We start from the raw sequence: 26,993 nt of genomic DNA, 5'->3' as shown, positions 1-26,993 counted from the left end.
GAATGAATCGCAAGCGCCTTTCAGGGCTGATCATGGCCCTTTTTGCCTCTTTTCCCGCGTTCGCCTTTGACCCCTTCGTGGTCAAGGACATCCGGGTAGAGGGTATCCAACGTACGGAAGCTGGTACGGTCTTCAACTACCTCCCGGTCCGTGTCGGTGACACGTTCGATGAAGGGCAGGCCGCCGAAGCAATCCGGGCACTGTTCGCTACCGGATTTTTCAGCGATGTGCGCATCGAAACCGAAAACGACGTGCTGGTGGTCCTGCTCGATGAGCGGCCTGCCATTGCCCAGATCGATTTTGTCGGGGTCAAGGAGTTCGACAAGGACCAGCTCAAGGCCGGCCTGCGCGAAGTCGGGCTCGCTGAGTCACGCATCTTCGACCGTGCCTTGCTTGATCGCGCCGAACAGGAGCTCAAGCGCCAGTACCTGAGTCGCGGCAAGTACGCTGCAGCGGTCACCACCACGGTGACGCCGCTGGAGCGCAACCGCGTCGGAATCAACTTCAGCGTGGAAGAGGGCGAAGTCGCCAAGATCGCCAGCATCACCGTGGTTGGTGCGAAGGCCTTCGATACCGAGGACCTCGTCGATCTGTTCCAGCTGACGACGCCGGGCTGGCTGACCTGGTACACCAAGAACGATCAGTACTCGCGCCAGAAGCTGTCTGCCGACCTTGAGAATCTGCGTTCCTACTATCTCAACCAGGGCTATCTCGATTTCAATATCGATTCGACCCAGGTGTCGATCACGCCGGACAAGAAAGAGATCTACATCACGGTGAATATCACCGAGGGTGAGCAATACACGGTCAGCGGGCTGCGTTTCACCGGCGAACTCATTCTTCCTGAGTCCGAGTATCTCGCGCTGAGCACGGTTCGTCCGGGCGAGATCTTCTCGCGTGAGAAGCTGACCGAGACCACCAAGGCGGTCACCGACCGGCTCGGCAACGAAGGCTATGCGTTTGCAAACGTCAATGCTGCGCCCGAAGTCGACAAGGCGAAGCGCGAAGTGGCCTTCACCATTTTCGTCGATCCGGGTCGTCGCGTATATGTGCGCCGGATCAACGTTGGCGGCAACACCAAGACCCGCGACGAGGTGGTGCGTCGTGAGATGCGCCAGATGGAAGGTGCCTGGTACGATGCCGCAGCGATCAATCGCTCGCGCGAACGTGTCGACAAGCTGGCCTTCTTTGACGAAGTGACGGTCGAGACGCCGGCAGTTCCGGGTACGACCGACCAGGTGGACGTGAATTTCGGCGTCAAGGAACGGCCCACGGGTAACCTGATGCTGGGCGCGGGCTTCTCCAGTTCGGAGAACATCGTGCTGTCGGCATCGATTTCGCAGCAGAACCTTTTCGGCAGCGGCAATGCGATGACGCTCGGGCTCAATACGAGCAGCTCCAGCCGCACACTGTCGCTGTCGTTCACCAATCCGTATTACACCGTTGACGGTGTGAGTCTGGGCTGGGACATCTATCACCGTACCTACGACACGACGGATTACTCTACGGTGTCGCCGTACAAGACGGTTTCGACGGGTGCCGGATTGCGGCTGGGATACCCGATTGCGGAAGACGACAGCATCAGCTTCGGCCTGGGGATTGACCGCACGCGTATCACGACCTATGACGACAGCACGGATCAGTACAAGGAGTTTTGTATTGATTTCGGTTGTAGCGATTCGAGCGGGATTGGTGACGTCACGGTGTCGAGCCTGTTGCTGACGGCGGGTTGGTCGCGGGACAGCCGCGACAGCTTCCTGTACCCGCGCAAGGGTGTGTATCAGCGCGTCTACGGTGAAATGGCCCTGCCGCCGGGCGATCTGCGTTATACCAAGCTGAACTACCAGTACCAGCACTGGTTCCCGATCGGCAAGGACTACGCGCTGATGCTCAACGGAGATATCGGCTGGGCAGCGGGATTCGGCGGCAAGCCGGTGCCGTTCTACAAGAACTTCTACGTTGGCGGTATCGGTTCCGTTCGCGGCTTTGACCAGAGCTCGCTCGGACCCAAGGATTCGGATGGCGACTCCATCGGTGGTACGCGCAAGGCCGTGGCCAACGCCGAGTTCTTCTTCCCGATGCCGGGTTCGGGCAAGGATCGTTCCTTCCGCATCTCGGCCTTCCTTGACGCTGGCTATGTCTGGGGTAAGGATGCGGATACGGGCGAGGACGAGAAGATCAACTTTGCCGACCTGCGTTACAGTACCGGTCTGGCCTTTGCTTGGACTTCGCCGATCGGTCCGTTGAAGTTCAGTCTTGGCTTCCCGCTCAAGAAGGAATCGGGCGACGACATTCAGCGCTTCCAGTTCCAGCTTGGCAGCGTGTTCTGATCGCGCCGCCCCCGGATAATTTGTGGAGACACATGTGAAAGTCAGTACTCTCTCCGTGATCGCAGTGGCCCTGATGGGGCTGAGCCAGGCTGCGTCGGCTGAAACAAAGATCGGGTTTGTTAATTCCGATCGCGTCATGCGCGAGGCCGGCCCGGCTGTCCGTGCGCAGCAGCGCCTTGAGAAGGAATTCGAGAAGCGCGACCAGGAAATGCAGCGCATGGCAAAGGACCTGCAGGCGATGCAGGAAGATCTCGAGCGCAACGGCGTGACGATGGCCGAGTCCGACCGTCGCAACAAGGAACGTGCATTCAACGATCTGAACCGTGATTTCCAGCGCAAGCAGCGCGAGTTCCGTGAGGATCTCAACCAGCGCCGTAACGAGGAACTCGCTTCGGTGCTGGACAAGGCGAACCGCACGGTCAAGCAGATTGCCGAAGCCGAGAAATACGACATCATCCTGCAGGAGGCGGTCTACGCCAGCCCGCGTATCGATATCACGGACAAAGTGGTCAAGGCCCTGTCCGAAGCCAAGTAAGGGCGTCGCTCGGCAATGATTCGCCTCGACGAACTGGTCCAAAAACTTGGTGGTGAGTTGGTTGGCGACGGCAGCGTCAGTGTCCGCAGGGTTGCGACACTCGACCAGGCAGGAGAGGGCGACCTCTCCTTTCTGGCCAATCCGAAGTACCTGAGTCAGGTCAAGAGCAGTGGTGCGGCGGCAGTCATTGTTGGCAAGAGCGCACGGGATGCGCTGACCGACCGGCCGCGCATCGTCGCAGACGATCCCTATCTCTACTTCGCGCACGTTGCAAGACACTTCAACCCGCCCGCAGCAGTGCTGGGCGGTATTCATCTTCTGGCTGCCGTATCCTGCTCGGTGCCGTCCTCGGTCGCGATCGATGCGGGCGCGGTTGTTGAAGAGGGTGTCGTGCTGGGTGAAGGCGCGCACATCGGTGCTGGCGCTTACGTCGGCCGTGGTGCCCACATCGGCGCGAACACCCGGATTGCACCGCGTGCCACGATCTATGCCGGCTGTGTGCTTGGCCAGGATTGCATTATTCATGCGGGTGCCGTGATCGGTTCGGATGGCTTCGGCTTCGCACGCCAGCGTGACGGTGCGTGGGTGAAGATTCCGCAGGTTGGCCGTGTCGTCATCGGCAATGATGTCGAAATCGGTGCAAACACCACGATTGACCGGGGTGCGCTGGACGATACGGTGATCGGCAACGGCGTAAAGATCGACAACCAGATCCAGATTGGTCACAACGTCCGTATCGGCGACTACACTGCGATTGCCGGCTGTGTCGGCATTGCGGGCAGCACGCGGATCGGTGCGCGGTGCATGATCGGCGGGCAGGCCGGCATCATTGGCCACCTCACGATTGCCGACGACGTCGTGATCTCGGCAGGGACGCTGGTGACCAAGTCGATCCGTCAGCCTGGCGTCTATACGGCCAATCTGCCGGTTCAGGGACACGCCGACTGGGTCAAAAATTTCGCGCACCTTCGCCATCTCGACACGCTCGTGGATAGAATACGCGCCCTCGAACAACGCCTGGAAGAACGGGAACAGAGCTGAATACCATGGATATCAACGAAATTCTTCAATACCTCCCCCATCGTTACCCGTTTCTGCTGGTCGACAGGGTGCTCGAACTTGAAGAGAACAAACGTATTCTGGCGCTGAAGAATGTGACCATGAACGAACCGTTCTTTCCTGGTCACTTCCCGCATCATCCGGTCATGCCGGGTGTGCTCATCGTCGAGGCGATGGCGCAGGCCGCCGCGCTGCTGTCGTTCAAGAGCATGGGCGTGAAGCCTGACGAAAACTCGGTGGTGTATTTCGCGGGTATCGACAACGTCCGCTTCAAGCGCCCCGTTGTTCCTGGCGACCAGCTTATTTTCGATGTCGAGATTACTCAGAGCAAACGCAATATCTACAAGTACAAGGGTGTGGCCAGGGTCGGTGATCAGGTCGCAACCGAGGCTGAACTGATGTGTGCGCTCAAGACCCTGTCATGATTCATCCGACTGCCATCGTCCATCCGGACGCGCGGATCGGCGAGAACGTATCGATCGGCGCATATTCGATTATCGGCGAGCACGTCGAGATCGGCGCCGGCACGCGGATCGGGCCTCACGTCGTGGTCGAAGGACATACGACGATTGGTTGCGACAACGAGATTTTCCAGTTCTGCTCGATCGGCGCTCAGCCGCAGGACAAGAAATACGTCGAGGAGCCGACTCGGCTTGAGATTGGTGATCGCAACACGATCCGGGAGTTCTGTTCGTTCAACGTGGGCACCAGCCAGGATGCGTACGTCACCCGCATGGGTAACGACAACTGGATCATGGCGTATGTGCACGTTGCACACGATTGTCAGGTCGGCAACCACACGATCTTTGCCAACAATGCGACGCTTGCGGGCCATGTGCATGTTGGAGACTGGGCCATTCTCGGCGGTTTCACCGGCGTGCACCAGTTCGTGAGGGTTGGCGCCCACAGTTTCTGCGGTGTCGGTACCGTACTGCTGCAGGATCTGCCCCCGTGCGTCACGGTCTCGGGCAACCCGGCTGCGCCGCACGGCATCAACAGTGAAGGTCTCAAGCGCCGCGGGTATTCCGCGGATGGGATCGCCGCGATCAAGCGCGCGTACCGCCTCCTTTACCGTTCGGGCTTGAGACTCGAGGAAGCACGGGAGCAGATTGCGGCACTCGCCGGCGAACACGCCGAGGTCCAGGCTTTCTCCGATTTCATCAGCCAGTCTGGCCGCGGTCTGGTGCGTTGATCACATGGCGCCCAGAATCGCCATGGTGGCCGGAGAAGCCTCCGGCGATCTCCTCGCCAGTCACCTGATCCGCGCCGTAAAGCAGCACGTTCCGGATGCCGTGTTCTACGGTATCGGTGGTCCCAAGATGCAGGCGGAGGGCTTCGAGGCGCGCTGGCAGTCCGAGCGCCTTGCGGTGCACGGTTATGTCGATGCGCTGAAGCGGTATCGTGAGCTCTCTGGCATTCGCAAGAAGCTGCTGGCCGAGATCCGTCGTGATCGTCCCGATGCCTTCATCGGCGTGGATGCCCCTGATTTCAATCTCTGGCTGGAAGGGCGGGTGAAGGATTCCGGAATTCCGTCGATCCATTTCGTCAGCCCTTCGATCTGGGCCTGGCGCGGTGGCCGGATCAAGATGATCGCGCGTTCGGTGAGCCGGATGCTGTGCCTGTTTCCATTTGAAGCGCCGATCTACGACAAGGCCGGCGTTCCTGCGACCTATGTCGGTCATCCGTTGGCGGACGTGTTTCCGCTCAAGCCTGACCGCGCAGCGGCCCGGGAGCGGCTGAATGTTTCATCCGACGCCAAGGTCATTGCGGTATTGCCCGGCAGCCGGCAGTCCGAGGTGCGCAATCTCGCGGATACCTTCATCGGTGCGGCAGCCATTCTCTCGCAACGTCATCCGGACGCGGTGTTCCTGGTGCCGCTTGCAACGCGCGAAACGAGAACGCTGTTCGAGGACGCGCTACGCCTCAACAGTGCGCGCGAGTTGCCGATCCGCATGCTCTTCGGACACTCTGTCGACGCCATGACGGCAGCGGACGTGGTGCTGGTTGCCAGCGGTACGGCCTCGCTCGAGGCAGCCTTGCTCAAACGCCCGATGGTGATCAGTTACCGGATGGGCGGCTGGCAGTACCGGCTGATGAAGCGCATGGCCTATCTGCCCTGGGTCGGATTGCCCAATATCCTGTGCAACGAGTCTCTGGTTGCAGAACTGCTTCAGGACGACGCGACGCCGGTCAGGCTGGCCGATGCGCTCGATCGCTGGCTGCTCGACCCTGCAGGTTGCGCGGCATTGGAAGAGCGCTTCACCGAGCTTCATCTCACGCTGCGCCAAAACACTGCGGACAAGGCTGCTGCAGCGATCCTGCCTTACCTTCAGGGCAAGACGGGAGTGACCCGTGTCTGATACCGACCGTATTGCGCTGATTTGCGGCGTGGATGAAGCTGGGCGCGGCCCCTTGTGTGGCGCTGTCGTTGCAGCAGCGGTCATTCTTGACCCGGCACGCTCGATCGAAGGTCTGGCCGACTCCAAAAAACTGAGCGAACGCGCACGGGACCGCCTCGCGCCCCTGATCCGCGAACGTGCTTTGGCGTGGGCAGTCGCCGAGGCTTCGGTCGAGGAGATCGATCGGCTCAATATCCTGCATGCAACGATGCTGGCCATGAAGCGCGCAGTGGAGGCGCTCCCGGTAAAGGCGGACGAGGCGCTGGTCGATGGCAACCGCTGTCCAGCGCTCGATATTCCCGTGCGGGCAATCGTGAAGGGCGACAGTCTTGAGCCGGCAATTTCGGCCGCATCGATTTTGGCAAAAACCGCGCGGGACGAACAGATGCGTGAACTCGATCTACGCTTTCCGCAATACGGACTCGCCGGGCACAAGGGCTATCCGACGGCAGCCCACCTGGCAGCGATTCGAAAACATGGCGTGCAGGATTTTTACCGGCGCAGTTTCGGACCGGTTCGAAATATTCTCGAAAACCCGCCGCTCTGGACCGAGGGAGACGATACGTGACCCTGCACCATCTGATGCTTTTCCTGCATGTCTGTGGTGTCGTCGTATGGGTTGGCGGTATGGCATTCGCGTGGTTCTGTCTCCGCCCCGCCGCGATGCAGCTGCCGCCCGATCGTCGGCTGGGACTCTGGGCTGGTGTGCTTCGGACATTTTTTCCCATGGTCTGGATCTCGATTGCACTGATCGTGGTGTCTGGCTTTGGCATGCTGATCGAAACCGGTTTTGCGCGGGCGCCACTTGCGTGGCACGTGATGCTGCTGACCGGCGTGGTGATGATCGGGGTGTTTGCGTCGATCTGGTTCGGGCCCTGGCGTTCGATGCAGCAGGCGGTCGCCGATGAGGATTGGGCGCGCGCGGCCGTGGCGATGAATACGATCCGCCAGCGTGTGGGCTTTAACCTCGGACTTGGGCTGCTGACCACCGCAATCGCCACGCTCGGCCTGGCTTTCTGAACGGAATCCGGGCGTGGAACGGCTGAGCTCTCGCGATAACCCCCGCGTCAAGCATCTTCATGCGCTGGCAGGTAGCGCACGGGACCGGCGCAAGCATGGCGAAACCGTGCTCGACGGCGCGCATCTGATCGAGGCTGCGCTGCAAGCAGGCATGCCGCTGAAGTCGGTGTTCGTCTCCGAGACTGGTCTTGCCACTGCCGAGATCGCGACGCTCGTCGATGAGCTGCCGTCCGCTACATCGCTGACCCAACTCACAGACCCCGTATTTGCCCACGTCAGCCCGGTTGACAGCCCGTCGGGCGTTCTCGCGCTCATTGACGTGCCGGCTCAGACTGCAGCGCCGACAAGCACGACCTCGGTAATCGTGCTCGACGCCGTGCAGGACCCAGGAAATCTTGGCACGATTCTGCGCACGGCCGCTGCGGCCGGCATCCGGACAGCCTGGCTGACGCCCGGTTGCGCACAGGCGTGGTCACCGCGCGTACTCCGCGCCGGCATGGGCGCGCATTTCAAACTTGAGCTGAACGAGCAGGTGGATGCACTGACCTCGCTTGCCAGCTTTCCCGGCAGGGTATTGGCCACCGGCCTCAGCGCCGGCGCCCGCCCGCTCTACGCACTCGATCTCGCTGGGTCAATTGCCTGGCTCTTTGGTGCTGAAGGGCAGGGCGTCTCGCCAGCGCTGCAGCGACGGGCCGACCAGATCGTGACCATTCCGATGGCCGAGGGGGTGGAATCGCTCAATGTTGGAGCGGCGGCGGCGGTCTGTCTGTTTGAGCAGATGCGTCAGCGCGAGTTTGCACGCGCAAGCGACAACTGATCGCCAAAGAATCAACCCGGTAACGCACACAGCTGTGAGACCGACGACGCATCGCCGCCCTCGACGAAGGGCAGTCGGGCGAGCAGGGGTGCATCAATCCGTGTTCGCAGGCTGTCGATATTCTCCTCCCTGCGCAGCATGGTGGGATCAATACAGTTCGCCACCCAGCCTGCCAGGCTGAGGCCGCGGCCCAGGATTGCATCGACCGTCAGCAGCGAATGGCTGATGCACCCCAGGCGCAGACCAACAACGAGAATGACGGGAAGTCCGAGATCACTGGCGAGATCTGCGGTGTCATATGCGGGCCCTAGAGGCACGCGAAATCCGCCCACGCCCTCGACGAAGATCCGGTCCGCAGCAGCGCTGAGAGTATTGAAACAGTCGATGATGCGACCGGGCTCGATTGAAAGGCCTTCTTCTGCGGCTGCGATATGCGGTGCAATTGGCGCCATCAGGCAGTATGGATTGATGAGCCCGAGACCCGGATCGAAGCTGCCCGCCGCACGCAGGAGGGCCGCGTCTTCGTTAATCCGCTCACTGCCAACCAGCTCGGCGCCCGCTGCGATCGGCTTCATGCCGAGCGTCCGATGGCCCTGCTTGCGGGCCGCGTGAATCAGCGCGGCGGTGGCAAAGGTCTTGCCGATGCCGGTATCTGTACCAGCTACGAACCAGGCGCGGGATTCATTCATGCAGGTTTCCTCAGTGCGATCAGGATCAGGTCATAGGTGGCGGGGAGCTGGCCGTCTGCCCGGCGCCATTTCTCATATGCGCACTGAAGCGTCGACCATGCGGACTTGCCAAGGGGCTGCCGGCGGCGATCGTCCAGTGTGTGTGCGCCGATCGCCTTGATGTCACGCAGCAAACTGCGCAGATCAGCCGCGAGCCCGGCAATGTCACTTTGTTCAACTGCCAGTGTTTCCAGCCCTGCCTGCTCGGCAGCGCTGCGCCAGTGTGTGGCGTCTTGAAAGCGAATCACATGTGCGACATCGTCGATTTGGGCAAAGGCGTCGCTCAGCTCGTGCAGGGTGCGAGGGCCGAGCGTGGCGATCCATGCCATGCCGCCGGGCGTGAGCACACGGGCGATCTCAGCTGCCACGTGCCCGCTGCTGCACCACTGTACGGCGAGGCTCGACCAGATGACGTCGATGCTGGCATTTCGCAGTGGCAGGTGCTCGATGTCTGCGCAGAGCGGGAGGGCCTTCGCACCGTCCTGACAGGCGCGCAGAAGCATTGCCGGCGAAAAATCGAGCGCGATATGCTGGGCTTGCGGGAAGCGCTCCATCAATGCAGCGAGTGCGTGTCCGGTGCCGCAACCGGCATCCACAACCCGCGACGCCTCATGCGCGAGCAAATGAGCACCGGCAAAAGTTCGGAGCCGGGCGCACGCTTCGCGCTGTACCGCGGCGGCGGCATCGTAGGTGGAGGCTGCGCGATCAAAGGCGGATCGCACCGCGCGTTTGCGCTTGCGCTGCTCAGTCATGGGCGAGCGCGCGGATCAGGTCGGCACAGCGATCAGGGCGGGAAAGGAGCGGCGCGTGGCCGCAGCCGCTCACAATCTCGACACCTGCGTTGGGGAGGGCTTGGGCAAGCCACTGGGCTGCAGCGACTGGCATCAGGGCATCGCCGTCACCGTGGATGAGTTGCACCGGCTGTTTGACCTGCGCGACCGACGGGCGCAGGTCGGCTTCTGCCAGAATGGAGAGGCCGACTGCAAGCGCACACTGGGCGCGACCTTCAGGATGTGCCTGTTGAGATTGCTCCAGCATTGGCAAGAGACCGCGGCGAGCACTGTCGCCAAGCGTCTGCAAGGCAAGAAAGCGCCTCAGTGTTGGCTGCGGCTCGGCGACATAACCGGACAAAAAGGACGACACGGTGTCTGGAGGCAAACCGCATGGCCAGTCGGCACTGCTGACGAACTTTGGTGATGCGCCGATCAGGGCCAGCCGCGATACCTTGTGCGGATAGCGGGCTGCGAGATCGAGAGCGAGCATGGCACCAAGCGACCAGCCAGTGACGACCGCGTCGTCGGGCAGCGCGGCCTGTATCGCATCGGTCCAGGCCTGGAGGATCGCGGACGCTGCGGCGGGTGCGCCGCCATGTCCGGGGAGTGCAGGGGCAAACACCGCATTGTCGCTGTTCAGCCGGGCGATCAACGGCTGCCACACGGCGGGGGTCATCGCCCATCCGTGGAGGAACACCAAGGGGGATGCATTCATAGGCTGTGTTCCAGACGGTTGAGCGTTGATGCCAGTCGTTCAACATCGGATTCGGTATGGGCAGCAGAGAGCGAGATTCGCAGGCGCGCGCTGCCTACGGGCACAGTGGGAGGTCTGATCGCCGGCACCCAGAGTCCTTCGTCCCACAGCGCCCGGGCCAGCGTGAGTGCTTCTGCGTTGTCGCCGACCCGAATGGGCTGGATTGGCGTTCTCGACGGCATCAGCTGCCAGCGTTTCAGCTGCAATCGACCGCGAAACAATGCGATCAAATGCTCAAGATGTGTCCTGCGTTCATTGCCGTGCAAGATGAGTTCCAGACTGCAAAGAAGTGCATGCGCCAGCGCCGGTGGCGCACCCGTAGTGAAGATGTAAGTCCGAGCCTTCTGCATCAGCCATTCGACAAGCTCGGTCTGCCCGGCAACGAAGGCGCCCGAGACACCCGCTGCCTTGCCCAGGGTGCCAATCAGGATCAGGCGCCAGGATGCTATGCCAGCCTCTGCCACCGCACCACGTCCGTTCGGACCCAGTACGCCGAAACCATGCGCGTCATCCACCATCAGCCAGGCATCGTAGGTGTCCGCGAGCCGGAGGAGGTCGGGCAGCGGCGCAACATCACCGTCCATGCTGAACACGCTGTCGGTCGCAATCAGCTTGCGGCGGGCCGTGCTCGCCTGCAGCATGCGTTCGAGTGCGGCGAGGTCGAGGTGCGGGTAGCGGTGCGTCTCCGCGCGCGACAGCAACATGCCATCGACCAGAGAGGCATGGTTGAGACGGTCAGCGAATACTGCACCACCACGTCCCACCAGTGCCGGTATTACCCCACTGTTGGCCATGTAGCCGGTCGAGAAGTAAAGCGCCCGCTCACAGCCGATGAAGCTGGCGAGGCCTTGTTCGAGCGAGTGCTGAACATCGTAGTGGCCGCTGACGAGGTGTGAGGCACCCGACCCTGCGCCCCAGCGTTGCGCACCCTCGGCAAGCGCATCGGCAAGTGCAGGATCGCCGGCCAGACCGAGGTAGTCATTGCTGCAGAAGGCGAGCATCTCACGTCCATCGACCACCGCACGTGGCGCGCACGGCAGCGCGTTGTTGCGTCGCTGTCGAATCAGGTGTGACTGCTCCAGATCACGCAGATCGTCGCGCAGGAGATCGAGTTGAGTCATGTGTTCAGACGAGAGCTGCATCGAGCGCAGCGGCTGCACCGTTGATAAGGTGTCGCAGTTCGGTCTCTTCGACAACGTAGGGCGGCATGAAATACACCGTGTTGCCGATGGGGCGCAGCAGCACACCGTGATCGAGCGCTGCGCGGAAGAAGCGCGTCGAAAAGTCTTTCATCGCGGTTTTCACATCAAACGCCAGGATCATGCCGCGTTGTCGCAGGTGCTCGACCTCCGGCCGTGAGCCGAAGCGCTCGCGGGCCAGCTTCCCGAGCAGCGCCGAACGAGTCCTGTTTGCAACGATTACATCGTCCTGCTCGAAGAGGTCGAGCGTGGCGAGGGCGGCACGGCAGGCCAGCGGGTTGCCGGTGTAAGAGTGCGAGTGCAGGAACGCGCGCGCGCTGCTGTCGGCGTAAAAGCTGTCATAGACGGCATCGGTGCTGAGCACCAGGGACAAGGGCAGATATCCGCCGGAAATGCCTTTGGACAGGCAGATGAAATCCGGCCAGTCGCCGCCGGTTTCATGCGTCGAGTCTGCAACCTGTTCCCAGGCGAAGAAGCTGCCGGTACGCCCGCAGCCGACGGCGATCTCGTCAGCGATCAGATGTACCTCGTAGCGAGTGCACAGTGCGCGTGCGAGGCGCAGGTATTCCGGGTCATACATCACCATGCCTGCCGCCCCCTGCACGAGGGGTTCGACGATCAGGGCTGCAATCTCGTCGTGACTTTCGGCGAGACAGGCTTCCAGTGCTGACGCTGCCCGGCGAGCAAGGTCGACAGGATCTTCACCCGATGACGCGAGGCGCGCGTCGGGGCACGGTACCGTGCTCGCCATTCTCACCAGCGGGGCGTAGGCATCGCGAAAGATTGCCACATCGGTCACTGCAAGCGCACCTACGGTCTCCCCATGGTAGCTCCCCGCCAGGCTGACGAAGCGGGTCTTGCCCGGGCGACCGCGGTTGCGCCAGCTATGCATGCTCATCTTCAGCGCGATCTCGGTCGCCGAAGCACCGTCGGACGCGTAGAAGGCGTGACCAAGGCGGTGTCCGGTGAGTGCAGCCAGCCGCTCTGAGAGCTCTACGACCGGTGGATGAGTGAAGCCGGCAAGCATCACGTGCTCGAGTGTTTCCAGCTGCGCACGCAGCGGTTCGTTGATGCGAGGATTGCAATGTCCGAAGAGGTTTACCCACCACGAGCTGATGCCGTCGAGCAGCCGCCGGCCGTCGGCATCAATCAGCCAGGGACCTTTTCCACGCACGATCGGGATCAGCGGCAGTGTCTCGTGCTGCTTCATCTGCGTGCAAGGATGCCATACGGCAGCGAGTGAGCGGGTAAGGAGAGGAGAATGAACGGACATCGAGACTCGGTGAAAAGTGAAACCGGTCAATACTGCGTAATCAGGCAGTGCGTGTCAAACCGGACGGATTTGCTAAGATCGAGGTCTCGATTCATTTGAGCTGCACCATGATCTTCGTCATCTCTCCCGCCAAGGCGCTCGACTACGAGACTCCCCCGGTTGTTGCCACTCACAGTCAGCCCGACTTCCTCGATCAGGCATCTGAACTGATCGACATCCTGCGTCAGCGCACACCGGCAGAGGTTGCCCAGCTGATGAAGCTTTCCGATCAGCTCGCCAGTCTCAACGTTGCCCGCTACGCGAGCTGGACGCGTCCGTTTTCGCCCGACAACGCCAAGCAGGCGGTGCTGGCCTTCAATGGTGATGTGTATGAGGGGCTCGATGCGGCCTCGCTGTCACCCGCAGATCTGGATTGGGCGCAGGCGCATCTGCGGATCCTGTCCGGGCTGTATGGCGTGCTGCGGCCGATGGACCTGATGCAGCCCTATCGCCTCGAGATGGGCACGAAGCTGGCAAACGCGCACGGCAAGGATCTCTACGCCTTCTGGGGCAACCGTATCACCGACGAGCTCAACGCCCTGCTGGCGCGTGAAGAAGAGGCCGGACGCGAACGGGTGCTGGTGAATCTCGCATCCGAGGAGTACTTCAAGTCGGTACGCCGCAAGCAGCTGCAAGGCAGGGTGGTCACCCCCGTGTTTGAAGACTGGAAGGCGGGGCGCTACAAGATTATCAGCTTCTATGCCAAGCGCGCGCGCGGCCTCATGAGCCGATATGCGATCACCCATCGTGCCGAGGACGTCGACGCCCTGCGCAAGTTCGATAGTGAGGGCTACGCTTTTGCCGCCGAGGCCTCGGACGCTGACACCTGGGTGTTCCGGCGACGCATGGACTGAGAGAAGCACGGCGGTCTGGATTGAACCGCGCGACGGCATGCGTCCGGCCGCGCCACAGGATGGAGAAAGCATGAAGATCAGTTCCAGCTTCGATTCAGGCTCAATCGAAGTCGTCAGCCTCGACGATCCACAGAACATCCGGCTGCGACTGCGTGCGGACAACGCAGCGGATTTCCGCCAGTGGTTCCACTTCCGTCTGCACGAGGCGGGTGGGAAGCCCGTGCGGATGGTGTTCGAGAACGCGGCGGACGCGGCCTATCCGGACGGGTGGCCAGACTATCGCTGTGTTGCGTCCTACGACCGCAAGAACTGGTTCCGGGTGTCCGGCACCAGTTACGAGAACGGCGAGCTCGTGGTCGAGCACACGCCCGAACGCGACATCATTTACTACGCCTATTTCGAGCCGTATTCACACGAACGCCATCTGGAACTGATCAGCTGGGCGGAAATGTCGCCTTATGCGACCGTGCAGAACCTTGGTACAACCGTGGAAGGGCGGGACCTCGACGTCGTGGTCGTCGGACGTCCGGTGGCGGGGCGCAAGCCGGTGTGGATCATTGCGCGCCAGCATCCCGGGGAGTCGATGGCCGAGTGGTTCATCGAGGGCTTGCTGAAGCGCCTGCTCGACAGCGCCGAACCGGTCGCACGCAAGATTCGCGAGCATGCCGTCCTCTACATCGTGCCAAACATGAACCCGGACGGTGCGGTGCGCGGAAATTTGCGTACCAACGCAGCCGGGCGCAACCTGAACCGGGAGTGGCGTGCACCTGATCCCGTCATGAGCCCCGAAGTCCATCTTGTCCGGCAGGCAATGGAGGAAACTGGATGCGAGTTGTTCCTCGACATCCACGGCGACGAGTCACTGCCATATGTGTTCCTTGCCACCGCTGACGAGGTGCCCGGCTTTACGGCCGAAATGGCCGAGCAGCAGGCGCGATTCATTGAGGGTCTACAGGCAGTCAGCCCCGACTTTCAGACTGAGCACGGGTATGTGAATGGCCGTTTCGGCGAGGAAATGCTGACACTCGCCAGCAAGTGGGTGGCGCACCGTTTTGGCTGCGTGTCGCTGACGCTGGAGATGCCGTTCAAGGACAACGCCAACATGCCTGATGGACAGACCGGCTGGAACGGCGCTCGCAGCCGCCGCCTTGGAGGCGCAATGCTGAACCCGATCCTCAGCCACGTCGCGGCGGAAGGCTGACGCGGTTCGCAGTCTGGAAGCCTGCTGGCGCCCTTGGCGGGGCGTGTCAGCAGGCTGCCAGAGCTGGGGAGTGTCAGGCAGGAAACAAGGCCAGGATGCCGTCAAGGCCGACGTGGTCGAAGCAGCAATTCGCCTCGGCACGCAACACCGGTTTGGCACGATAGGCGACGCCAAATCCTGCGGCCTGGAACATCGGAATGTCATTGGCGCCGTCGCCCGCGCAAATCACCTGTTCGGCGTTCAGCCCAAGTGCGTCGCGCGTGCGCTCGAGGTGCTCGGCCTTGGCATCGCCATCGACGATATCGCCGGTCACGCGGCCGGTCAGATAACCACCTTCAACTTCGAGTTCGTTTGCCCAGGCGTAGTCGAAGCCAAGCCGTTGCTTGAGGCGCTCGGTGAAGTAGGTGAAGCCGCCCGACACCAGCATGGTGCGGATGCCGGCCTGCTTCAGCCCGCGCATCAGGCGCTCGGCGCCTGGATTGAGCTGCAGCCGTTGCTCGTACACCTTTGCCAGCGCATCTTCTGGCAGGCCACGCAACAGCGCCACACGCCGGGTCAGCGATTCGCGAAAATCCAGCTCGCCGCGCATGGCGGCTTCGGTGATCTCGGCAACCTGAGCCTTCAGGCCCTGCATGTCGGCGATCTCATCAATGCACTCGATGTTGATCAGCGTCGAGTCCATGTCGGTCACGAACAGGCCGAAATCGCCCAGCCGGCGATCTTCAGCAACCCAGGCCCAGTCCAGCGCGGCGTGCGCACAATGCGTGGGCACGCCGGGGTCGGACTGCGCACCGCACAGGCGAAACGCCTGCGGCGTGATCTGCTCGATCGCTCGCGCGCCGGTCAGCTTGGCAAGCGATTTCAGGGCCAGGTTGTCAACGTCGAGCCCTTGTACGACAAGGCTCATTCAGTGCGCTCCCGGAGAGCCAGTGCCTCGCGCAGTTCTGCATCGGCACGCTTGATCATGTCTACAGTGGTGTCCCAGCCGACGCAGGCGTCAGTGACCGAGCAGCCGTACTTGAGCAGCGACAGATCCGCAGGAATGGGCTGGTTACCGGCTTCGAGGTTACTCTCGATCATCAGGCCAACGACCGAGCGGTTGCCTTCGCGCACCTGATGGACGACGTCCTTCATTACGAGCGGCTGCAGTTCGGGCTTCTTCCAGGAGTTGGCGTGTGAGCAGTCGACCACGATGTTGACCGGCAGCTTGGCCTTGACCAGCGCCTGCTCGGCCAGCGAGATCGATACCGTATCGTAGTTCGGGCGTCCGCCACCGCCGCGCAGGACGGCATGGCCGTACTTGTTGCCACGGGTGCGCAGAATGGCCGACTGGCCCTGTCCGCTGACGCCCAGGAAACTGTGCGGGCTGGCCGCCGAAATGATGGCGTTGACTGCCACATCCATGTCGCCGTCGGTCGCATTCTTGAATCCGACCGGTGTCGACAGGCCCGAGGCCATTTCGCGGTGCGTCTGCGATTCGGATGTCCGGGCACCGATGGCGGTCCACGAGATCAGGTCGCCGTAGAACTGCGGCGCAATCGGGTCGAGCGCCTCGGTGGCGATCGGCAGGCCGGTTTCGGCGACGTCCAGAAGGAAGCGACGTGCCTTTTCCATGCCCTCGTCGATACGGAAGGAGTCGTTCATGTAGGGGTCGTTGATGTAACCCTTCCATCCGGTCGAGGTGCGGGGCTTCTCGAAGTACACCCGCATCACCAGCACCATCGTTTCCGCGACTTCGTCCGCCAGCGCGCGCAGGCGGCGAGCATAGTCGAGGCCGGCAACCGGGTCGTGGATCGAGCACGGACCCACAACGACGAAAAGGCGCTTGTCCTTGCGGTCAAGGATGTCCATCAGCGCCCTGCGACCGGCCAGCACCGAGGCGGCGGCCTTGTCGGTGAGCGGCACGAGCGCTTTGATCTGCTCGGGCGACGGCATGTCATCGACAGCCAGGATATTGAGGTTTTCGGTCTGGGCGACAGGCATTGAGCGCTCCGCAAGGCTCCAAGAAAGAGCGGAATTGTAACCCGAAGGCGGGCTCAGGCCGGACTTGGACTGGAACTTTCGAACATGACAGCACGCTTGCCAGTCGCGCATACGGTCTGCAAGGCCGTGTGGCGAGGGGAGACGCAGGGCGCGATCGTCCTGCGTGTCGCGCTCAGTAGTTGAAACGTTCGGTCAGCGCGCCGAGGTTGAGCTGGTCGAGGATCTCCGCGAGACGCTCTCGTGCATTGCCTCGCGGGGCGCCGGTACGGCGCGCAACGATCAGCTCGTTCTTCATCGAATGTTCCCAGCCAACAAGCTCTGTCACGGTGAGCGAATACCCATGCGCTTCGAGCAGCAGGCAGCGCAGTACATTGGTGATCTGGCTGCCGAACTCACGGGTATGAATCGGATGGCGCCAAATTTCCGCGAGCGGCGTCTGCGACAGCGATTCGGCCTTGTGCTGGCGCAGGATGGCGGCCACTTCGGCCTGGCAGCACGGCACCAGCACGATGAACTGTGCCTGCTTGGCGAGGGCGAAGCGGATCGCATCGTCCGTTGCGGTATTGCAGGCGTGCAGTGCGGTGACGATATCGACGCGGTCGGGCAGGGCGTCGGACGTGATCGATGCCTCCACCGAGAGATCGTAGAAACGCATGCGCCTGAAGCCCAGCTTGTCGGCAAGCGCCCGCGAGCTCTTTACCAGCTCCGCCCGGGTTTCGATGCCGATGACCTTGCCCTTGTCGCGGGACTTGAGAAACAGGTCGTAAAGGATGAAGCCCAGATACGACTTGCCTGCGCCGTGGTCGACCAGTACGGGCTCGGCTGAGGTGGCAAAGGCTTCTTCAAGCAGGGGCTCGATGAAGTTGTAGAGGTGGTAGACCTGCTTCAGCTTGCGCCGGCTGTCCTGATTGAGCTTGCCGTCGCGGGTGAGGATGTGCAGCGCCTTGAGCAACTCGACGGATTGATCGGGGCGAATTTCGGGGGCAGCTGACATGACTTCGGTTTCGGGGGCAGGGCCCCGCATTCTAACCGTCCCGGGCACATCGCGCCCGGACTTGGCTCGCAAGACCGGGCTTCAAGGCTCCTACAACCACTTTGCCCGCTTGAATTGCCAGTACAGAACAGCCGACGCCAGCACGATCGCGATCAGTGCGGCGGGGTAGCCGTATTCCCACTGAAGTTCGGGCATGTGGCTGAAGTTCATCCCCCAGATGCCGGCGAGTGCAGTTGCCACGGCGAAGATACCGGCCCAGGCCGCAAGACGCTTGCTGACCTCGGTCTGATCGATGGTGACCATCGACAGGTTCACCTGGATGGCCGTGCCAATGGTGTCGCGAATGCTGTCGAGCGATGCGTTGAGGCGCGTAAGGTGGTCATACACGTCGCGGAAGTAGTGGCGGCTGTTGCTGCACACCTCGGGGACACGGCCGCTGTGCAGCTTTCCGGCCGCTTCCATCAAGGGCGTGACGGCGTGCTTGAGCAGGGTGACCTTGCGCTTGAGCCGGTACAGACGCCGGATGTTGGTGGGCGCAGCGCCCTTGGTGAAAATCCGCTCCTCCATCGCTTCGAGATCGGTTTCGAGCTTTTCGATGAGCGGAAAGTAGCGGTCGACCACCGCATCCATCAGCGCATACAGCACATAGCCCGGCCCCTTCACCAGCATCTTCGGTTCACGTTCGCAGCGCGCGCGGACGCCGAGGAAGTTCTGCTGGCTGCGGTTGCGGACCGAAAGGATGTAGTTGCGCCCGACGAAGGTATGCACTTCACCGACGGCGAGCTTTCCTTCCTGCTCTTCGACCAGGTGCATGACTGCGAACACCTCGTCGTCGTACTCCTCGACCTTGGGGCGCTGGCGACCGTGATTGGCGTCTTCCACTGCGAGCTCATGCAGCCCGAAAGCCGCCTTCATCTGCGCCATCTCTTCAGGGGTTGCATCCTTGAGCGCCACCCAGACGAAGCAGTCCTGCTTGTGAAGGTAGGAGGAGATTTCGCTGATCGGGAGATCGGCCAGCTTGCGGCCGTGCTGGTAGGCAGTGCAGTTTATGAGCATGAGATCATGGCGCAGTTGAGCTCATGCAAGTCTAACCCGCTTTGCGATTCGGGCAGCGGGGCAGCGGCTGTGGTGCGGCGGGCGCAGTGTCACATCCGCCGCACCTCATGCTTACTTCGCGGGTGCTTCCGCTGGTGCCGCTTTGGACTCCATGGCCTTGTCCAGCTTCAGCTTGTCGGCCTTGAGCTGGTCGATCGTCGCCCGCCGTTCGGCGGCCTTGTCCTCAGCCGACTGTCCGGTGTCGGTCGACGCAGCGGGAAGGTCGTCAGTCGTTTTGCTTCGCGGCGTGTCATCGACGGCTGTCCGGGTTCCGCTGTCAGGGATGTCGTCTGTCGTCTTCGAGCCGGTCTTCTTTTCCGGTGTCTTTGACTCGCTCGACGTCTCGTAACCTGCCTCGATACCGACGGCGATATCGCGATTCTCGGCCTGCTGCTTTATTTCATTGCCGATGATCTGCGTGCCGCCCTCTGCCTTGATGTCGGCCTCCTGGTTGATGACGTTGTTGCCCTTGATCGTCACCGTACCGCCCGAGCCGATCGACGTGGCGGTCGACTCTACCTTGTCTGCGTAGCCGACGTTGCCGCCAACGGCGCCGGTTTTCTCCTTGCCTTCGCTACCCGAGGTCGCCCCGATTTCGGCCTGAACGCCAAAGGACGTCGTGGTTTCGGTGTTCCTGGCTGCACGCAGATTGACGTCGCCTCCGGCGGCGATGCCCGTGTCGCCTTCAGCGCTGAGCGCCGTACCTTCGAAGTTGGCGTCCTTGCCTGCCGAGATGCTGATGCCACCGCTGCCAGCCTTGATCGACCCGACTTGCGCTGTGCTGCTGTTGCCGTTCTCCTGTTCATAGCCACCGCCCAGACCCATTGCCTTGTCGCCACCCTTTTCGGAACTCAGGGAAAGACTGGCGTTTGCGGCCTGGCTCGACGATTCGGTCGTGTCGCGTGCGGCCTTGAAGTCGACATTGCCCCCTGCATCGATGCCGACAGCATCGCCGGCTTCCAGCTGTGTCCCCTCGAAGCTCGCGTCGCCCGTGGTCTTGATGTTGATGCTGCCACCCGCTGCCATGCCACCTGCACGTGCGGTGCTCGTCTTCTCGCCCTCGTTCCCCATGCCGTATTCGGCATCGAGACTGCCGCCCGCCTTGCCGACCACGTCCACCTTGAGTTCGGCGGAGATGTCCTGCGACGAGCTGCTGCTGGTCGTGGTGTCCTTCGCTGCCTGGTAATCCAGCGAGCCCGCTTCGAGGTTGATGTCACCGCCGGATTCGAACTGCGTTCCGATCAGGGTCGTCTTCTCTTCCGACGTGGACGTGATGCTGCCGCCAGATTTGTAGCGCGTGGTGACGGCGGTCGTGCTGGCTTCACTCTCGCCTTCAGAAGCGCCGGTATAGCTGGCACGGAAACCTGCGCCAGCGCCTGCGCCAGATTCTGTTTCGGATTCACCCTTGGAGTTCGCACTGGCTCCGGCCTCCGCCGATGCTCCCGCACCGACGCCGATCCGGGCATCGTGACTGGAACTGCTCGAACTGGAGTAGCTGCTGTCCTCGGCCGCGATCTCGCGGATCTCGCGCGCGGTTTGATCAATGTTTCCGGCCGCTTCGATCTGCGTCCCCTGATCGACGATGGTGTCCTTCGCGGTCCGGGTGATGTTGCCACCTGACTTGAAGCTCGAAGTGACCTGGGTGACAGAGCCCTCGGCACTGGACTCCTCTTCCCTGTTGTAGCGCAGGCCGGTGCTCGCGTTTGCTTCCGCGCCGGCGCCGGCTTCTGCCGTGCCTGCCGCGCTGTTGCTCAGCCGTGTTGGATTGGCCTCGGTGCCTGCGTTTGCCTCGGCCTTCGCATCCGCGCCGACATACACGCCCGCAGTCTGCGTCGTCTTCGAGGAAGTGCGTTCGTCGATATCCTGTGCTGCCCGATTGACGATGTTCGTCGCCTCGATGTTCATGTCACCGCCGGATTCGACTTCGGCACCGACGAAGGTCGCATCCTGCCCAGCGGTGATGTTCATGCTGCCGCCTGACTTGAGTGTCGAGCCCGTGTTCCTCAACGTATATTCGGTTGTACTCTCGTTCTCAGTGCGCGCGCCAATCGTCGTCGTACCGCTGGCCCCGGCCGATGCGTCCGCACCCGCGCTGGCGTTGGTTCCGGTTGTGCCGGCTCTTGCCTGGGCTTCTGCGTTGGCACCTGCCGAAGACTCGCCGTCGTTGTAGATGCCCACCGACGTCCGGGTTGTCTCCGTGTTACTCCAGGTCTCGTTGCGCCCGGCGAGAACTTCGACGTTCTCGGCTTCGAGGTTCATGTCCCCGCCCGACTCGACGTTCGATCCCTGCACCCTGAGTGTGCCCTTGGTGCTTGCATTGAGGTTTCCACCGACCGTCAGGCTGGAAGCAACGCTGGTGTTGGAGCCCGCATTTGTCGTACTGACCGTGGTTTCCGCAAACTTGAGATCGGCTGAGCCGGACGCTTCCGCGTTGGCATTGGCGCTTGCGTCGGCGCTGGCACGTCCGGACGCGCTTTCCGATGCAGATGCCGACTTGCTGCCCGAATCGCTCTCACCCGAACTGCCAGTCTTGAGGAAGGTCGTGGTTTCGGTAACCGTGGTCGTGCGTTCCTCGTCCAGTCCGTCGAGAATATTGATGCCCTTGGTCGCGGTTATGTTCGCATCACCGCCGATCGCGACATCCGATCCCTGAATGGTCATCTCGTTCTTCGCTTCGATGTCGGCATTGCCGCCGACATTCAGCGTCGAACCCGCGTTGGTGCCTTTGAAGCTGTCCGTCGTGGTCTTTTCGGTGCCCCAGACGCCTCCACCGACGCCGACGCCGGATGTCTCGGTTACGCTCTTGGTGGTGAGCTTGTCCTGACGGGAGATGACATTGAAATCACCTCCGGTGTCGATATCAAGGTCGCCGCCGACGTTGGCGTTGGAACCCGCAATCGTAGTGTCGCCGCCACTGTTGAGCTTGAGGTTGCCGCCAGTCTGAAGGTTCGAGCCGATGTTGGTTTCGGCGGTGGTGGTGGTGGTCGTGGACGAGTTGTGTGCAGGACCAAGGTACAAAGATTCGCGCGTCGTCGTGGTGGTCTTGTCGACGATGGTGTCGAAGGTGATATCACCACCGGCCGTCAGCGAAGCGTCACCACCGGCAGTCACGTTAGCGCCAGTGACCTTGATGTCTTTGGCAGCGTCGAGGTCCAGCGAACCCGTGGCCTGAATTCCGCCAGTCTTGCCGATGGTCGTTATATAGTTTTCTTCGTTTCCGCTTCCCGACGTAAGGGTTTCATTGGTGATGTTGCCCTCGGTCGACCTGAGGCTGACATCGCCGCCGCTGATCGTCCCGCTCACGTTGGAAATGTCGCCCTTGGTGGTGATGCTCAGGCTCTTCTCGCCCGATATCGTGCCGCCGGTGTTGGTCAGGGTTGTGAGGTTAAGGGTGGCCTCGTCGGTCGCAATCACCGCTCCACCCGTAATCATGTCACGCGTGCTCTGGGCGAGATAGACCTGAGGCGCGAGCACTTTCTGCCCGGCAACCTCGACTTCCACCATCCAGACAATATCCTGGGAAAGCCCGGAAATCTGCGCGGCAGTCAGCGGCTTTCCGTACACCAGGCCCAGACTCTTGCCCTGATCAAGGGCCTGGTCCATCAATCGCTGCATTTGACCCGCTTCGTCGCCGTAGCCCTTGAGTACGTTGCTGCCGGTCTCAGCAATCAGTTGCTGACGAATCAGATAGGCTTCGTAGTTTGAATCACCAAGGCGCTTCAGGACGTTGTCGGGATTGTAGCCATAGCGGTTCTGCAGGTAGTCGGAACCAACGAAGTTGGAGCCAACGGCGAACAGGGGATTGGTTTCAATCAGGTAAGCCGAGCCCGGGTTCTTCGAGACCACAAAGTAGCCATTGGGGTTGGTTGGCAGGACGATGCTGACGCCGCCAAGGGGCACCGTCGAGCCCGCCACGACAGCAGAGCTGCCGGTCGCCGAGGTTCCGGAGACCGAGCCGACGCCTGTGGCACCACTTTGTGCAGTGGTACCGGCCCCGATGCTCGAAGGGCTGGCATTCCAGGGTGAGCTCTGGTTGTGAAGGGAGAACCCTGTCGCAATGAGCGAGCCCGCAAAGATCCCGGCGCCGTACGAATAGGAGGTCGCGGTCGCAGTCGTACTGCTGTAGCCCTGGTTGTAATACCAGTCACTGCCCGTGAGGGCCCAGTCCTTGTAGGTGTGCCAATACTCCGTAATCTGCTGGCTTTGCAGCGAGAGATCGTCGTTGGTGAAGCTGCCCGAACCGCTGATGGTCATCGTGCCCGCGCTGGCCGCGAGGACCGCCCCTGAGTTGAACGCAGCGCTGAACCCGGAGATGCTCATGTCGCGGCCCGCGATGATCTGCGGCTTCGTATTCGGGATGGCGGACGTAAAGTACTGGTACCGCGTGCCTGTGCGTTTGTAGTACCACCGCTCGTCACCGGGTGGTGGGCACGCACCGTTACACCAGTAGCCATCGTCTTTCGTACTGCCCCAACTCGTTGATGACCATTGGCGAGAAGGCACTCCCCCCGGGATTTCGTTACGGAAGGTCGTTGCCGAGATAGCGATATCGCGGCTCGCGTTGATCATGCTGTTGTTGGTGAAGGTGCCGCCTGCGATGAGCGTCATGTCCCCACCGGAGTCGAACGTGCCGGTGCTTGTGTAGTTGTTCAGATCTCCGCTTGTCGCCCGCAGGGTGAGCTGATTACCCGCATAGAAGGCGCCGTAGTTGTCGATATCGCTGCCGCCCGTAGCAAGCACGCTCAAGGTAGAGAGAGACGACATCCCGCCGGTGCTGCGGTTCGTCACGCCTGCCGCCGTGATTGCAAGATCGTCGTTCGAATGAATGGCGCCATAGTTGCTGACGCTGCCACTGACAGTCATCTGGCTGGCACCGGAGTTCATCGCACCAAACAGCAGGGCGCTGCTGTTGCTGGCACTGCCGTTGGTCAGGGATGATGCGGTGAGCGTCGTGCCACTGCTCCCATAGATCTTGCCCTGGTTTGAGATCCATCCGGCGACGATGTTCATCGTCGAGCCGGCGAAAAGGACGCCTGAGGCCGAATTGTCGAGCGTTTCGACACGGCTGCCACGACCCAGCGTCATGGCTGTGCCGGACTGAATGCGACCTGCATTGGTAAGGACAAGGGCGGTCAGGTCGACCGCGCCGTCGCCGATCATGGTGCCACCCGCCACGTTCGACACGCCATCCCCACTGACGATCGTCAGGGTGTCGGTACTGCGAACCTGACCACTGTTGGTCAGCACATCTCCTACCGTCCGGGTTGCGGTGAGCGTGGCGAGATCTGCGCTGTCGATGAACCCGGTGTTGTTCAGGGTGTTGCCCTGCAGGGCAAGGGTGTCGTTCAGTCCAGTCGTCTTGACTGTGCCGCTGTTGGCGATCGCTGCCGTGGCCACCACGGTCAGGCCGCCTGCGGACTGGATCGTGCCCTGGTTGTCGATTGCGCCGCTGACCGCAAGGCTGCCGTCTGCATTGGCTGCCGTTGAAACAATGAGGCGCGACGCGCTGCCACTGTTGGTGAAGCTCGTCGCATTCACCGTGCTGCCGGTGGCGGCCTGGATCGTCCCTGCGTTGCTGATGGTGCCCGCGGTGAGGGCAAGTGAAGCCTGGCTAAGGACGTTGCCACCGGCGAGGTTGTTCAGGTTGACCAGATGGCCGACGCCGCCGATTGTCAGCAGCGCAGCGGACTGGAGACGTCCGGCGTTGGTGAGCAGGAAGCTGGTTCTTGCGGAGCTGACATTGAGGGTGCTGTCAGCGATGATCCTGCCTGCCGCAAGTTGTTGAAACGCGTTACCGACATCGAGGCGCATCGCACCGCCCGCCTGCAATGCGCCACTGTTGGCAAAGCTCGTTCCGGTGGTGGCCGTTGCCGTTGCGTTCAGCAGGCCGCCTCCGTCGATGGTGCCGCTGTTGTCGATGGTCCGCGCTTCGAGGTCGAGTGTCCCGTTACTGCCTCCATTCCCGGTCCGGAGCGCCAGAATCTGACCACTGTTGGTGAGTGTGGTGCCCGCCTGGATGTCGAGCGCGCCAGCGGACTGGACCAGTCCCTGGTTGTCGAAAGTGCTACCGATGTTGAAGTCACCAGCGCCGTAAACGGCCGAGGTTGTTGATGCGATGAAGCTCGAGCCGGCGCTATTGATGAAGCGTGTGGCATCGACCGTGCTGCGATCGACCGCCTGTACCGTACCACTGTTTTCAACGGTGTCTGCGTTCACCGAAAGGGTCTTGGCAAGCAGTTCGCCGCCTGACTGGTTGAACAGGTCGGTGGCGCGGGTAGCGTCGCCCACGCCAAGCTCGCCGCCTGCCTCAACACGACCGCTGTTAATGAAACCGCCACCCTGGGCAATGACCTCGATATCACCACCGGCCGCGACATCGCCACGATTGTCGACGACAATCGCAGTGACCGAGAGCGCGTCGGCAACCTGAACGTCAGTGCTGGCTGAAAGTGCAACCTCACCGTTGCTCGCGGCCAATGTCACATCATCGGTGCTCAGGACTTCGGTATCGGCGAGGTCGATATCGCCGCTCGTAGCCTGGATGCTCAGACTGCGGCTTGTCGCTGCACTATTGGCGCCGCTGTAAAGCCGGGCGCCGTTGCTGGTCTGAATGTCTGCGGCGGTGATCTCGAGATCGCCACCCGCGCCCCAGACCGATCCGTTTGCGCTCGCTGCACCACTGAGGTTGATGCTCGAATCCTTGCCGGCAAAGCGCACCTTGCCTGTGGAGGCGTCGCTCATTGTTGCAGCATCGACACTCAGGTCGCTGGATGCGAACAGCTCGCCTTCTGCCAGACGGACCTGTCCGGCCGTTGCGGTGATGGCGAGGTCGTTGGCCGCCGAGAGCTTCGCGCCGCTGCCGTTGAGCAGCACATCGTCGGTTCCGCTCGCTGCGGAGGACGCAATGCGGTTGTCGCGGGCCGCGCTGATCGTCGACTGAACCTCGATCTTTCCGGCACTGGTCAGGGTGAAATCGTCAACCGTCGCTGCGGCTTCGCCGAGCATGCGCACACCTACGCCAGCCTCGGTCGCGATCAGCCGGATGCGGCCGGCGTACATGCCGCCCAGAGCGCTGGAGTCGATCGCGTATTCGGGTGCGGCGCCTTCTCCGGTTGCTGTTCCCGTGACTGAACGGCTTGCGTAGCTCCACTTGTTGGTGCCGGTCGTGACCCCGATCGAGCCGTCGGCAGCGGTGTTGATCTGACTGTCGATCCTGATCGAACGGGTTACGAGGTCCAGCGTCTGCTGTGCGCTCGCATTGAGCCCGGCACCGTTGATCAGGATATCGCCGCGGGTCACGGTGAAATGGGAAAGACTGCCGTCAGCATTGAAGCCGGGCATGCCGGTGGTGAGCGTGGCGCGGTCGGTATTGATGAAGCCACAACCCGAACAGGTAATCCCGTTGGGGTTGGCGACGATCACGTCGGCCTTCCCGCCGAGGACTTCGGTGAAGCCGGCGAGCGTGCTGCGCCGGGTCGACACCACTTCGTTGAGGATGACGCGGGCTTCGGCCGCGAGGTTCACGTTGGCCATGACCTGGCCCGCGAGTTGCGACTGGCGTGCGATCTCGGACGTATTGCCGTTGTTGAGCACAAGGCCAACTGACTCGACGTCGTAACGGGTGTACGTGTTGTGGGACAGTCCGGCCGCGTTCGCGGTGTTGATATTGACGACCGGGACGCCGTTGGGCGCGATATAGGCGTTCGTGTTTCCACCGGTCGGCACCACGGTAGTGGCTGCGTTAACCTGTGCGAAGGCACAGGACGACACGCCAAACAGGCCCGAGCCGATGGCCGCGACCAGCATTGCGCGGCTGGAGGGGGAGCAACTGCTCTTTGCGTGTCCCTTGGCGCTTTCCGGGGCAACGACATAAGCGCCTCTGGCGGCGCTCCAGATCAGGCGAAAGGCGCGGTTCATGGTGGCGTGTCCGTTCATGGCAA

21 protein-coding genes are annotated in these 26,993 nt (G+C 62.0%); 11 read left to right on the top strand and 10 right to left on the bottom strand.

Going from position 1 to position 26,993, the window contains the following annotated elements:
- Positions 1 to 2: 2 nt before the first annotated feature.
- Genes bamA through AC22G6_RS08545 form a run of 9 tightly spaced genes read left to right on the top strand, consistent with a single transcriptional unit; the run spans position 3 to position 8,160 of the window.
- Positions 3 to 2,330, top strand: coding sequence for an outer membrane protein assembly factor BamA (gene bamA / locus AC22G6_RS08585; RefSeq protein ID WP_487366439.1), 2,328 nt, complete (start codon positions 3 to 5; stop codon positions 2,328 to 2,330).
- 34 nt (positions 2,331 to 2,364) lie between these two features.
- A complete protein-coding gene (locus AC22G6_RS08580) occupies positions 2,365 to 2,865 on the top strand; it encodes an OmpH/Skp family outer membrane protein (protein WP_108951208.1) in 501 nt (166 codons plus the stop codon).
- A gap of 15 nt (positions 2,866 to 2,880) precedes the next feature.
- Positions 2,881 to 3,906 carry a UDP-3-O-(3-hydroxymyristoyl)glucosamine N-acyltransferase gene (gene lpxD, locus AC22G6_RS08575; RefSeq protein ID WP_487366438.1) on the top strand — a complete coding sequence of 342 codons (1,026 nt, stop codon included), beginning with the start codon at positions 2,881 to 2,883 and terminating at the stop codon, positions 3,904 to 3,906.
- Between the two features lie 5 nt (positions 3,907 to 3,911).
- Positions 3,912 to 4,349 carry a 3-hydroxyacyl-ACP dehydratase FabZ gene (fabZ, locus tag AC22G6_RS08570; RefSeq protein WP_108948308.1) on the top strand — a complete coding sequence of 146 codons (438 nt, stop codon included), beginning with the start codon at positions 3,912 to 3,914 and terminating at the stop codon, positions 4,347 to 4,349.
- Positions 4,346 to 5,116, top strand: a complete 771-nt coding sequence (gene lpxA, locus AC22G6_RS08565; RefSeq protein WP_487366437.1) for an acyl-ACP--UDP-N-acetylglucosamine O-acyltransferase — start codon at positions 4,346 to 4,348, stop codon at positions 5,114 to 5,116. Before fabZ ends, lpxA begins: the two co-directional genes overlap by 4 nt.
- A gap of 4 nt (positions 5,117 to 5,120) precedes the next feature.
- Positions 5,121 to 6,284, top strand: a complete 1,164-nt coding sequence (gene lpxB, locus AC22G6_RS08560; RefSeq protein WP_487366436.1) for a lipid-A-disaccharide synthase — start codon at positions 5,121 to 5,123, stop codon at positions 6,282 to 6,284.
- Positions 6,277 to 6,891 (top strand): ribonuclease HII, encoded by a 615-nt coding sequence (gene rnhB / locus AC22G6_RS08555; protein ID WP_487366435.1) that lies wholly within the window; start codon positions 6,277 to 6,279, stop codon positions 6,889 to 6,891. Before lpxB ends, rnhB begins: the two co-directional genes overlap by 8 nt.
- Entirely contained in the window at positions 6,888 to 7,343 is a 456-nt protein-coding gene (locus AC22G6_RS08550; RefSeq protein ID WP_487366434.1) for a CopD family protein, read from the top strand. Before rnhB ends, AC22G6_RS08550 begins: the two co-directional genes overlap by 4 nt.
- 13 nt (positions 7,344 to 7,356) lie before the next feature.
- Positions 7,357 to 8,160 carry a TrmH family RNA methyltransferase gene (locus AC22G6_RS08545; protein ID WP_487366433.1) on the top strand — a complete coding sequence of 268 codons (804 nt, stop codon included), beginning with the start codon at positions 7,357 to 7,359 and terminating at the stop codon, positions 8,158 to 8,160.
- Between the two features lie 11 nt (positions 8,161 to 8,171).
- Here the strand turns inward: AC22G6_RS08545 and bioD are convergent, their stop codons facing one another.
- Genes bioD through bioA form a run of 5 tightly spaced genes read right to left on the bottom strand, consistent with a single transcriptional unit; the run spans position 8,172 to position 12,887 of the window.
- Positions 8,172 to 8,849, bottom strand: coding sequence for a dethiobiotin synthase (bioD, locus tag AC22G6_RS08540; RefSeq protein WP_487366432.1), 678 nt, complete (start codon positions 8,847 to 8,849; stop codon positions 8,172 to 8,174).
- Complete coding sequence (gene bioC / locus AC22G6_RS08535) at positions 8,846 to 9,640, bottom strand: malonyl-ACP O-methyltransferase BioC (RefSeq protein ID WP_487366431.1); 795 nt, start codon at positions 9,638 to 9,640, stop codon at positions 8,846 to 8,848. The genes bioD and bioC overlap by 4 nt, the downstream gene beginning before the upstream one ends.
- Positions 9,633 to 10,376 carry an alpha/beta fold hydrolase gene (locus tag AC22G6_RS08530; protein ID WP_487366430.1) on the bottom strand — a complete coding sequence of 248 codons (744 nt, stop codon included), beginning with the start codon at positions 10,374 to 10,376 and terminating at the stop codon, positions 9,633 to 9,635. The genes bioC and AC22G6_RS08530 overlap by 8 nt, the downstream gene beginning before the upstream one ends.
- The gene (gene bioF, locus AC22G6_RS08525; protein ID WP_487366429.1) at positions 10,373 to 11,536 is read right to left on the bottom strand and encodes an 8-amino-7-oxononanoate synthase; all 1,164 of its coding nucleotides are present in this window, start codon (positions 11,534 to 11,536) and stop codon (positions 10,373 to 10,375) included. Before bioF ends, AC22G6_RS08530 begins: the two co-directional genes overlap by 4 nt.
- 4 nt (positions 11,537 to 11,540) lie before the next feature.
- On the bottom strand, positions 11,541 to 12,887 hold the full coding sequence (bioA, locus tag AC22G6_RS08520; RefSeq protein WP_487366428.1) for an adenosylmethionine--8-amino-7-oxononanoate transaminase: 1,347 nt from the start codon (positions 12,885 to 12,887) through the stop codon (positions 11,541 to 11,543).
- Between the two features lie 107 nt (positions 12,888 to 12,994).
- Between bioA and yaaA the strand changes: the two genes are divergently transcribed.
- Both yaaA and AC22G6_RS08510 read left to right on the top strand, forming a co-directional pair.
- Positions 12,995 to 13,780, top strand: coding sequence for a peroxide stress protein YaaA (gene yaaA, locus AC22G6_RS08515; protein WP_487366427.1), 786 nt, complete (start codon positions 12,995 to 12,997; stop codon positions 13,778 to 13,780).
- A 70-nt stretch (positions 13,781 to 13,850) separates the two neighbouring features.
- The gene (locus AC22G6_RS08510; RefSeq protein ID WP_487366426.1) at positions 13,851 to 14,981 is read left to right on the top strand and encodes a M14 family metallopeptidase; all 1,131 of its coding nucleotides are present in this window, start codon (positions 13,851 to 13,853) and stop codon (positions 14,979 to 14,981) included.
- Between the two features lie 73 nt (positions 14,982 to 15,054).
- Here AC22G6_RS08510 and serB read toward each other — a convergent pair whose 3' ends face one another.
- From serB to AC22G6_RS08485, 5 genes are all read right to left on the bottom strand, one after another.
- Positions 15,055 to 15,888 (bottom strand): phosphoserine phosphatase SerB, encoded by an 834-nt coding sequence (gene serB / locus AC22G6_RS08505; protein ID WP_487366425.1) that lies wholly within the window; start codon positions 15,886 to 15,888, stop codon positions 15,055 to 15,057.
- A complete protein-coding gene (locus AC22G6_RS08500; protein WP_108948295.1) occupies positions 15,885 to 16,964 on the bottom strand; it encodes a 3-deoxy-7-phosphoheptulonate synthase in 1,080 nt (359 codons plus the stop codon). The genes serB and AC22G6_RS08500 overlap by 4 nt, the downstream gene beginning before the upstream one ends.
- 172 nt (positions 16,965 to 17,136) lie before the next feature.
- Complete coding sequence (locus AC22G6_RS08495; RefSeq protein WP_487366424.1) at positions 17,137 to 17,958, bottom strand: class I SAM-dependent methyltransferase; 822 nt, start codon at positions 17,956 to 17,958, stop codon at positions 17,137 to 17,139.
- A gap of 90 nt (positions 17,959 to 18,048) precedes the next feature.
- Positions 18,049 to 19,014: a magnesium/cobalt transporter CorA gene (corA, locus tag AC22G6_RS08490; RefSeq protein ID WP_487366423.1), complete on the bottom strand. Its 966-nt coding sequence runs from the start codon at positions 19,012 to 19,014 to the stop codon at positions 18,049 to 18,051.
- A gap of 111 nt (positions 19,015 to 19,125) precedes the next feature.
- Positions 19,126 to 26,988, bottom strand: a complete 7,863-nt coding sequence (locus AC22G6_RS08485) for a two-partner secretion domain-containing protein (protein ID WP_487366422.1) — start codon at positions 26,986 to 26,988, stop codon at positions 19,126 to 19,128.
- Positions 26,989 to 26,993: the final 5 nt, after the last annotated feature.

This window comes from Parazoarcus sp. PS-13 R2A, assembly GCF_057621855.1.
Note: the sequence above shows the minus strand (reverse complement) of the source record. Positions and strands in the feature narration are given on the sequence as shown.

Excerpts from the sequence above, each read along its gene's own strand:
- serB (WP_487366425.1), bottom strand. The coding sequence starts at position 15,888 with ATGAGCCTTGTCGTACAAGGGCTCGACGTTGACAACCTGGCCCTGAAA.
- yaaA (WP_487366427.1), top strand. The coding sequence starts at position 12,995 with ATGATCTTCGTCATCTCTCCCGCCAAGGCGCTCGACTACGAGACTCCC.
- bioD (WP_487366432.1), bottom strand. The coding sequence starts at position 8,849 with ATGAATGAATCCCGCGCCTGGTTCGTAGCTGGTACAGATACCGGCATC.
- bioF (WP_487366429.1), bottom strand. The coding sequence starts at position 11,536 with ATGACTCAACTCGATCTCCTGCGCGACGATCTGCGTGATCTGGAGCAG.
- AC22G6_RS08530 (WP_487366430.1), bottom strand. The coding sequence starts at position 10,376 with ATGAATGCATCCCCCTTGGTGTTCCTCCACGGATGGGCGATGACCCCC.
- bioA (WP_487366428.1), bottom strand. The coding sequence starts at position 12,887 with ATGTCCGTTCATTCTCCTCTCCTTACCCGCTCACTCGCTGCCGTATGG.
- AC22G6_RS08495 (WP_487366424.1), bottom strand. The coding sequence starts at position 17,958 with ATGTCAGCTGCCCCCGAAATTCGCCCCGATCAATCCGTCGAGTTGCTC.
- bioC (WP_487366431.1), bottom strand. The coding sequence starts at position 9,640 with ATGACTGAGCAGCGCAAGCGCAAACGCGCGGTGCGATCCGCCTTTGAT.
- lpxA (WP_487366437.1), top strand. The coding sequence starts at position 4,346 with ATGATTCATCCGACTGCCATCGTCCATCCGGACGCGCGGATCGGCGAG.
- lpxB (WP_487366436.1), top strand. The coding sequence starts at position 5,121 with ATGGCGCCCAGAATCGCCATGGTGGCCGGAGAAGCCTCCGGCGATCTC.
- fabZ (WP_108948308.1), top strand. The coding sequence starts at position 3,912 with ATGGATATCAACGAAATTCTTCAATACCTCCCCCATCGTTACCCGTTT.
- AC22G6_RS08510 (WP_487366426.1), top strand. The coding sequence starts at position 13,851 with ATGAAGATCAGTTCCAGCTTCGATTCAGGCTCAATCGAAGTCGTCAGC.
- AC22G6_RS08500 (WP_108948295.1), bottom strand. The coding sequence starts at position 16,964 with ATGCCTGTCGCCCAGACCGAAAACCTCAATATCCTGGCTGTCGATGAC.
- lpxD (WP_487366438.1), top strand. The coding sequence starts at position 2,881 with ATGATTCGCCTCGACGAACTGGTCCAAAAACTTGGTGGTGAGTTGGTT.
- corA (WP_487366423.1), bottom strand. The coding sequence starts at position 19,014 with ATGCTCATAAACTGCACTGCCTACCAGCACGGCCGCAAGCTGGCCGAT.
- bamA (WP_487366439.1), top strand. The coding sequence starts at position 3 with ATGAATCGCAAGCGCCTTTCAGGGCTGATCATGGCCCTTTTTGCCTCT.
- AC22G6_RS08485 (WP_487366422.1), bottom strand. The coding sequence starts at position 26,988 with ATGAACGGACACGCCACCATGAACCGCGCCTTTCGCCTGATCTGGAGC.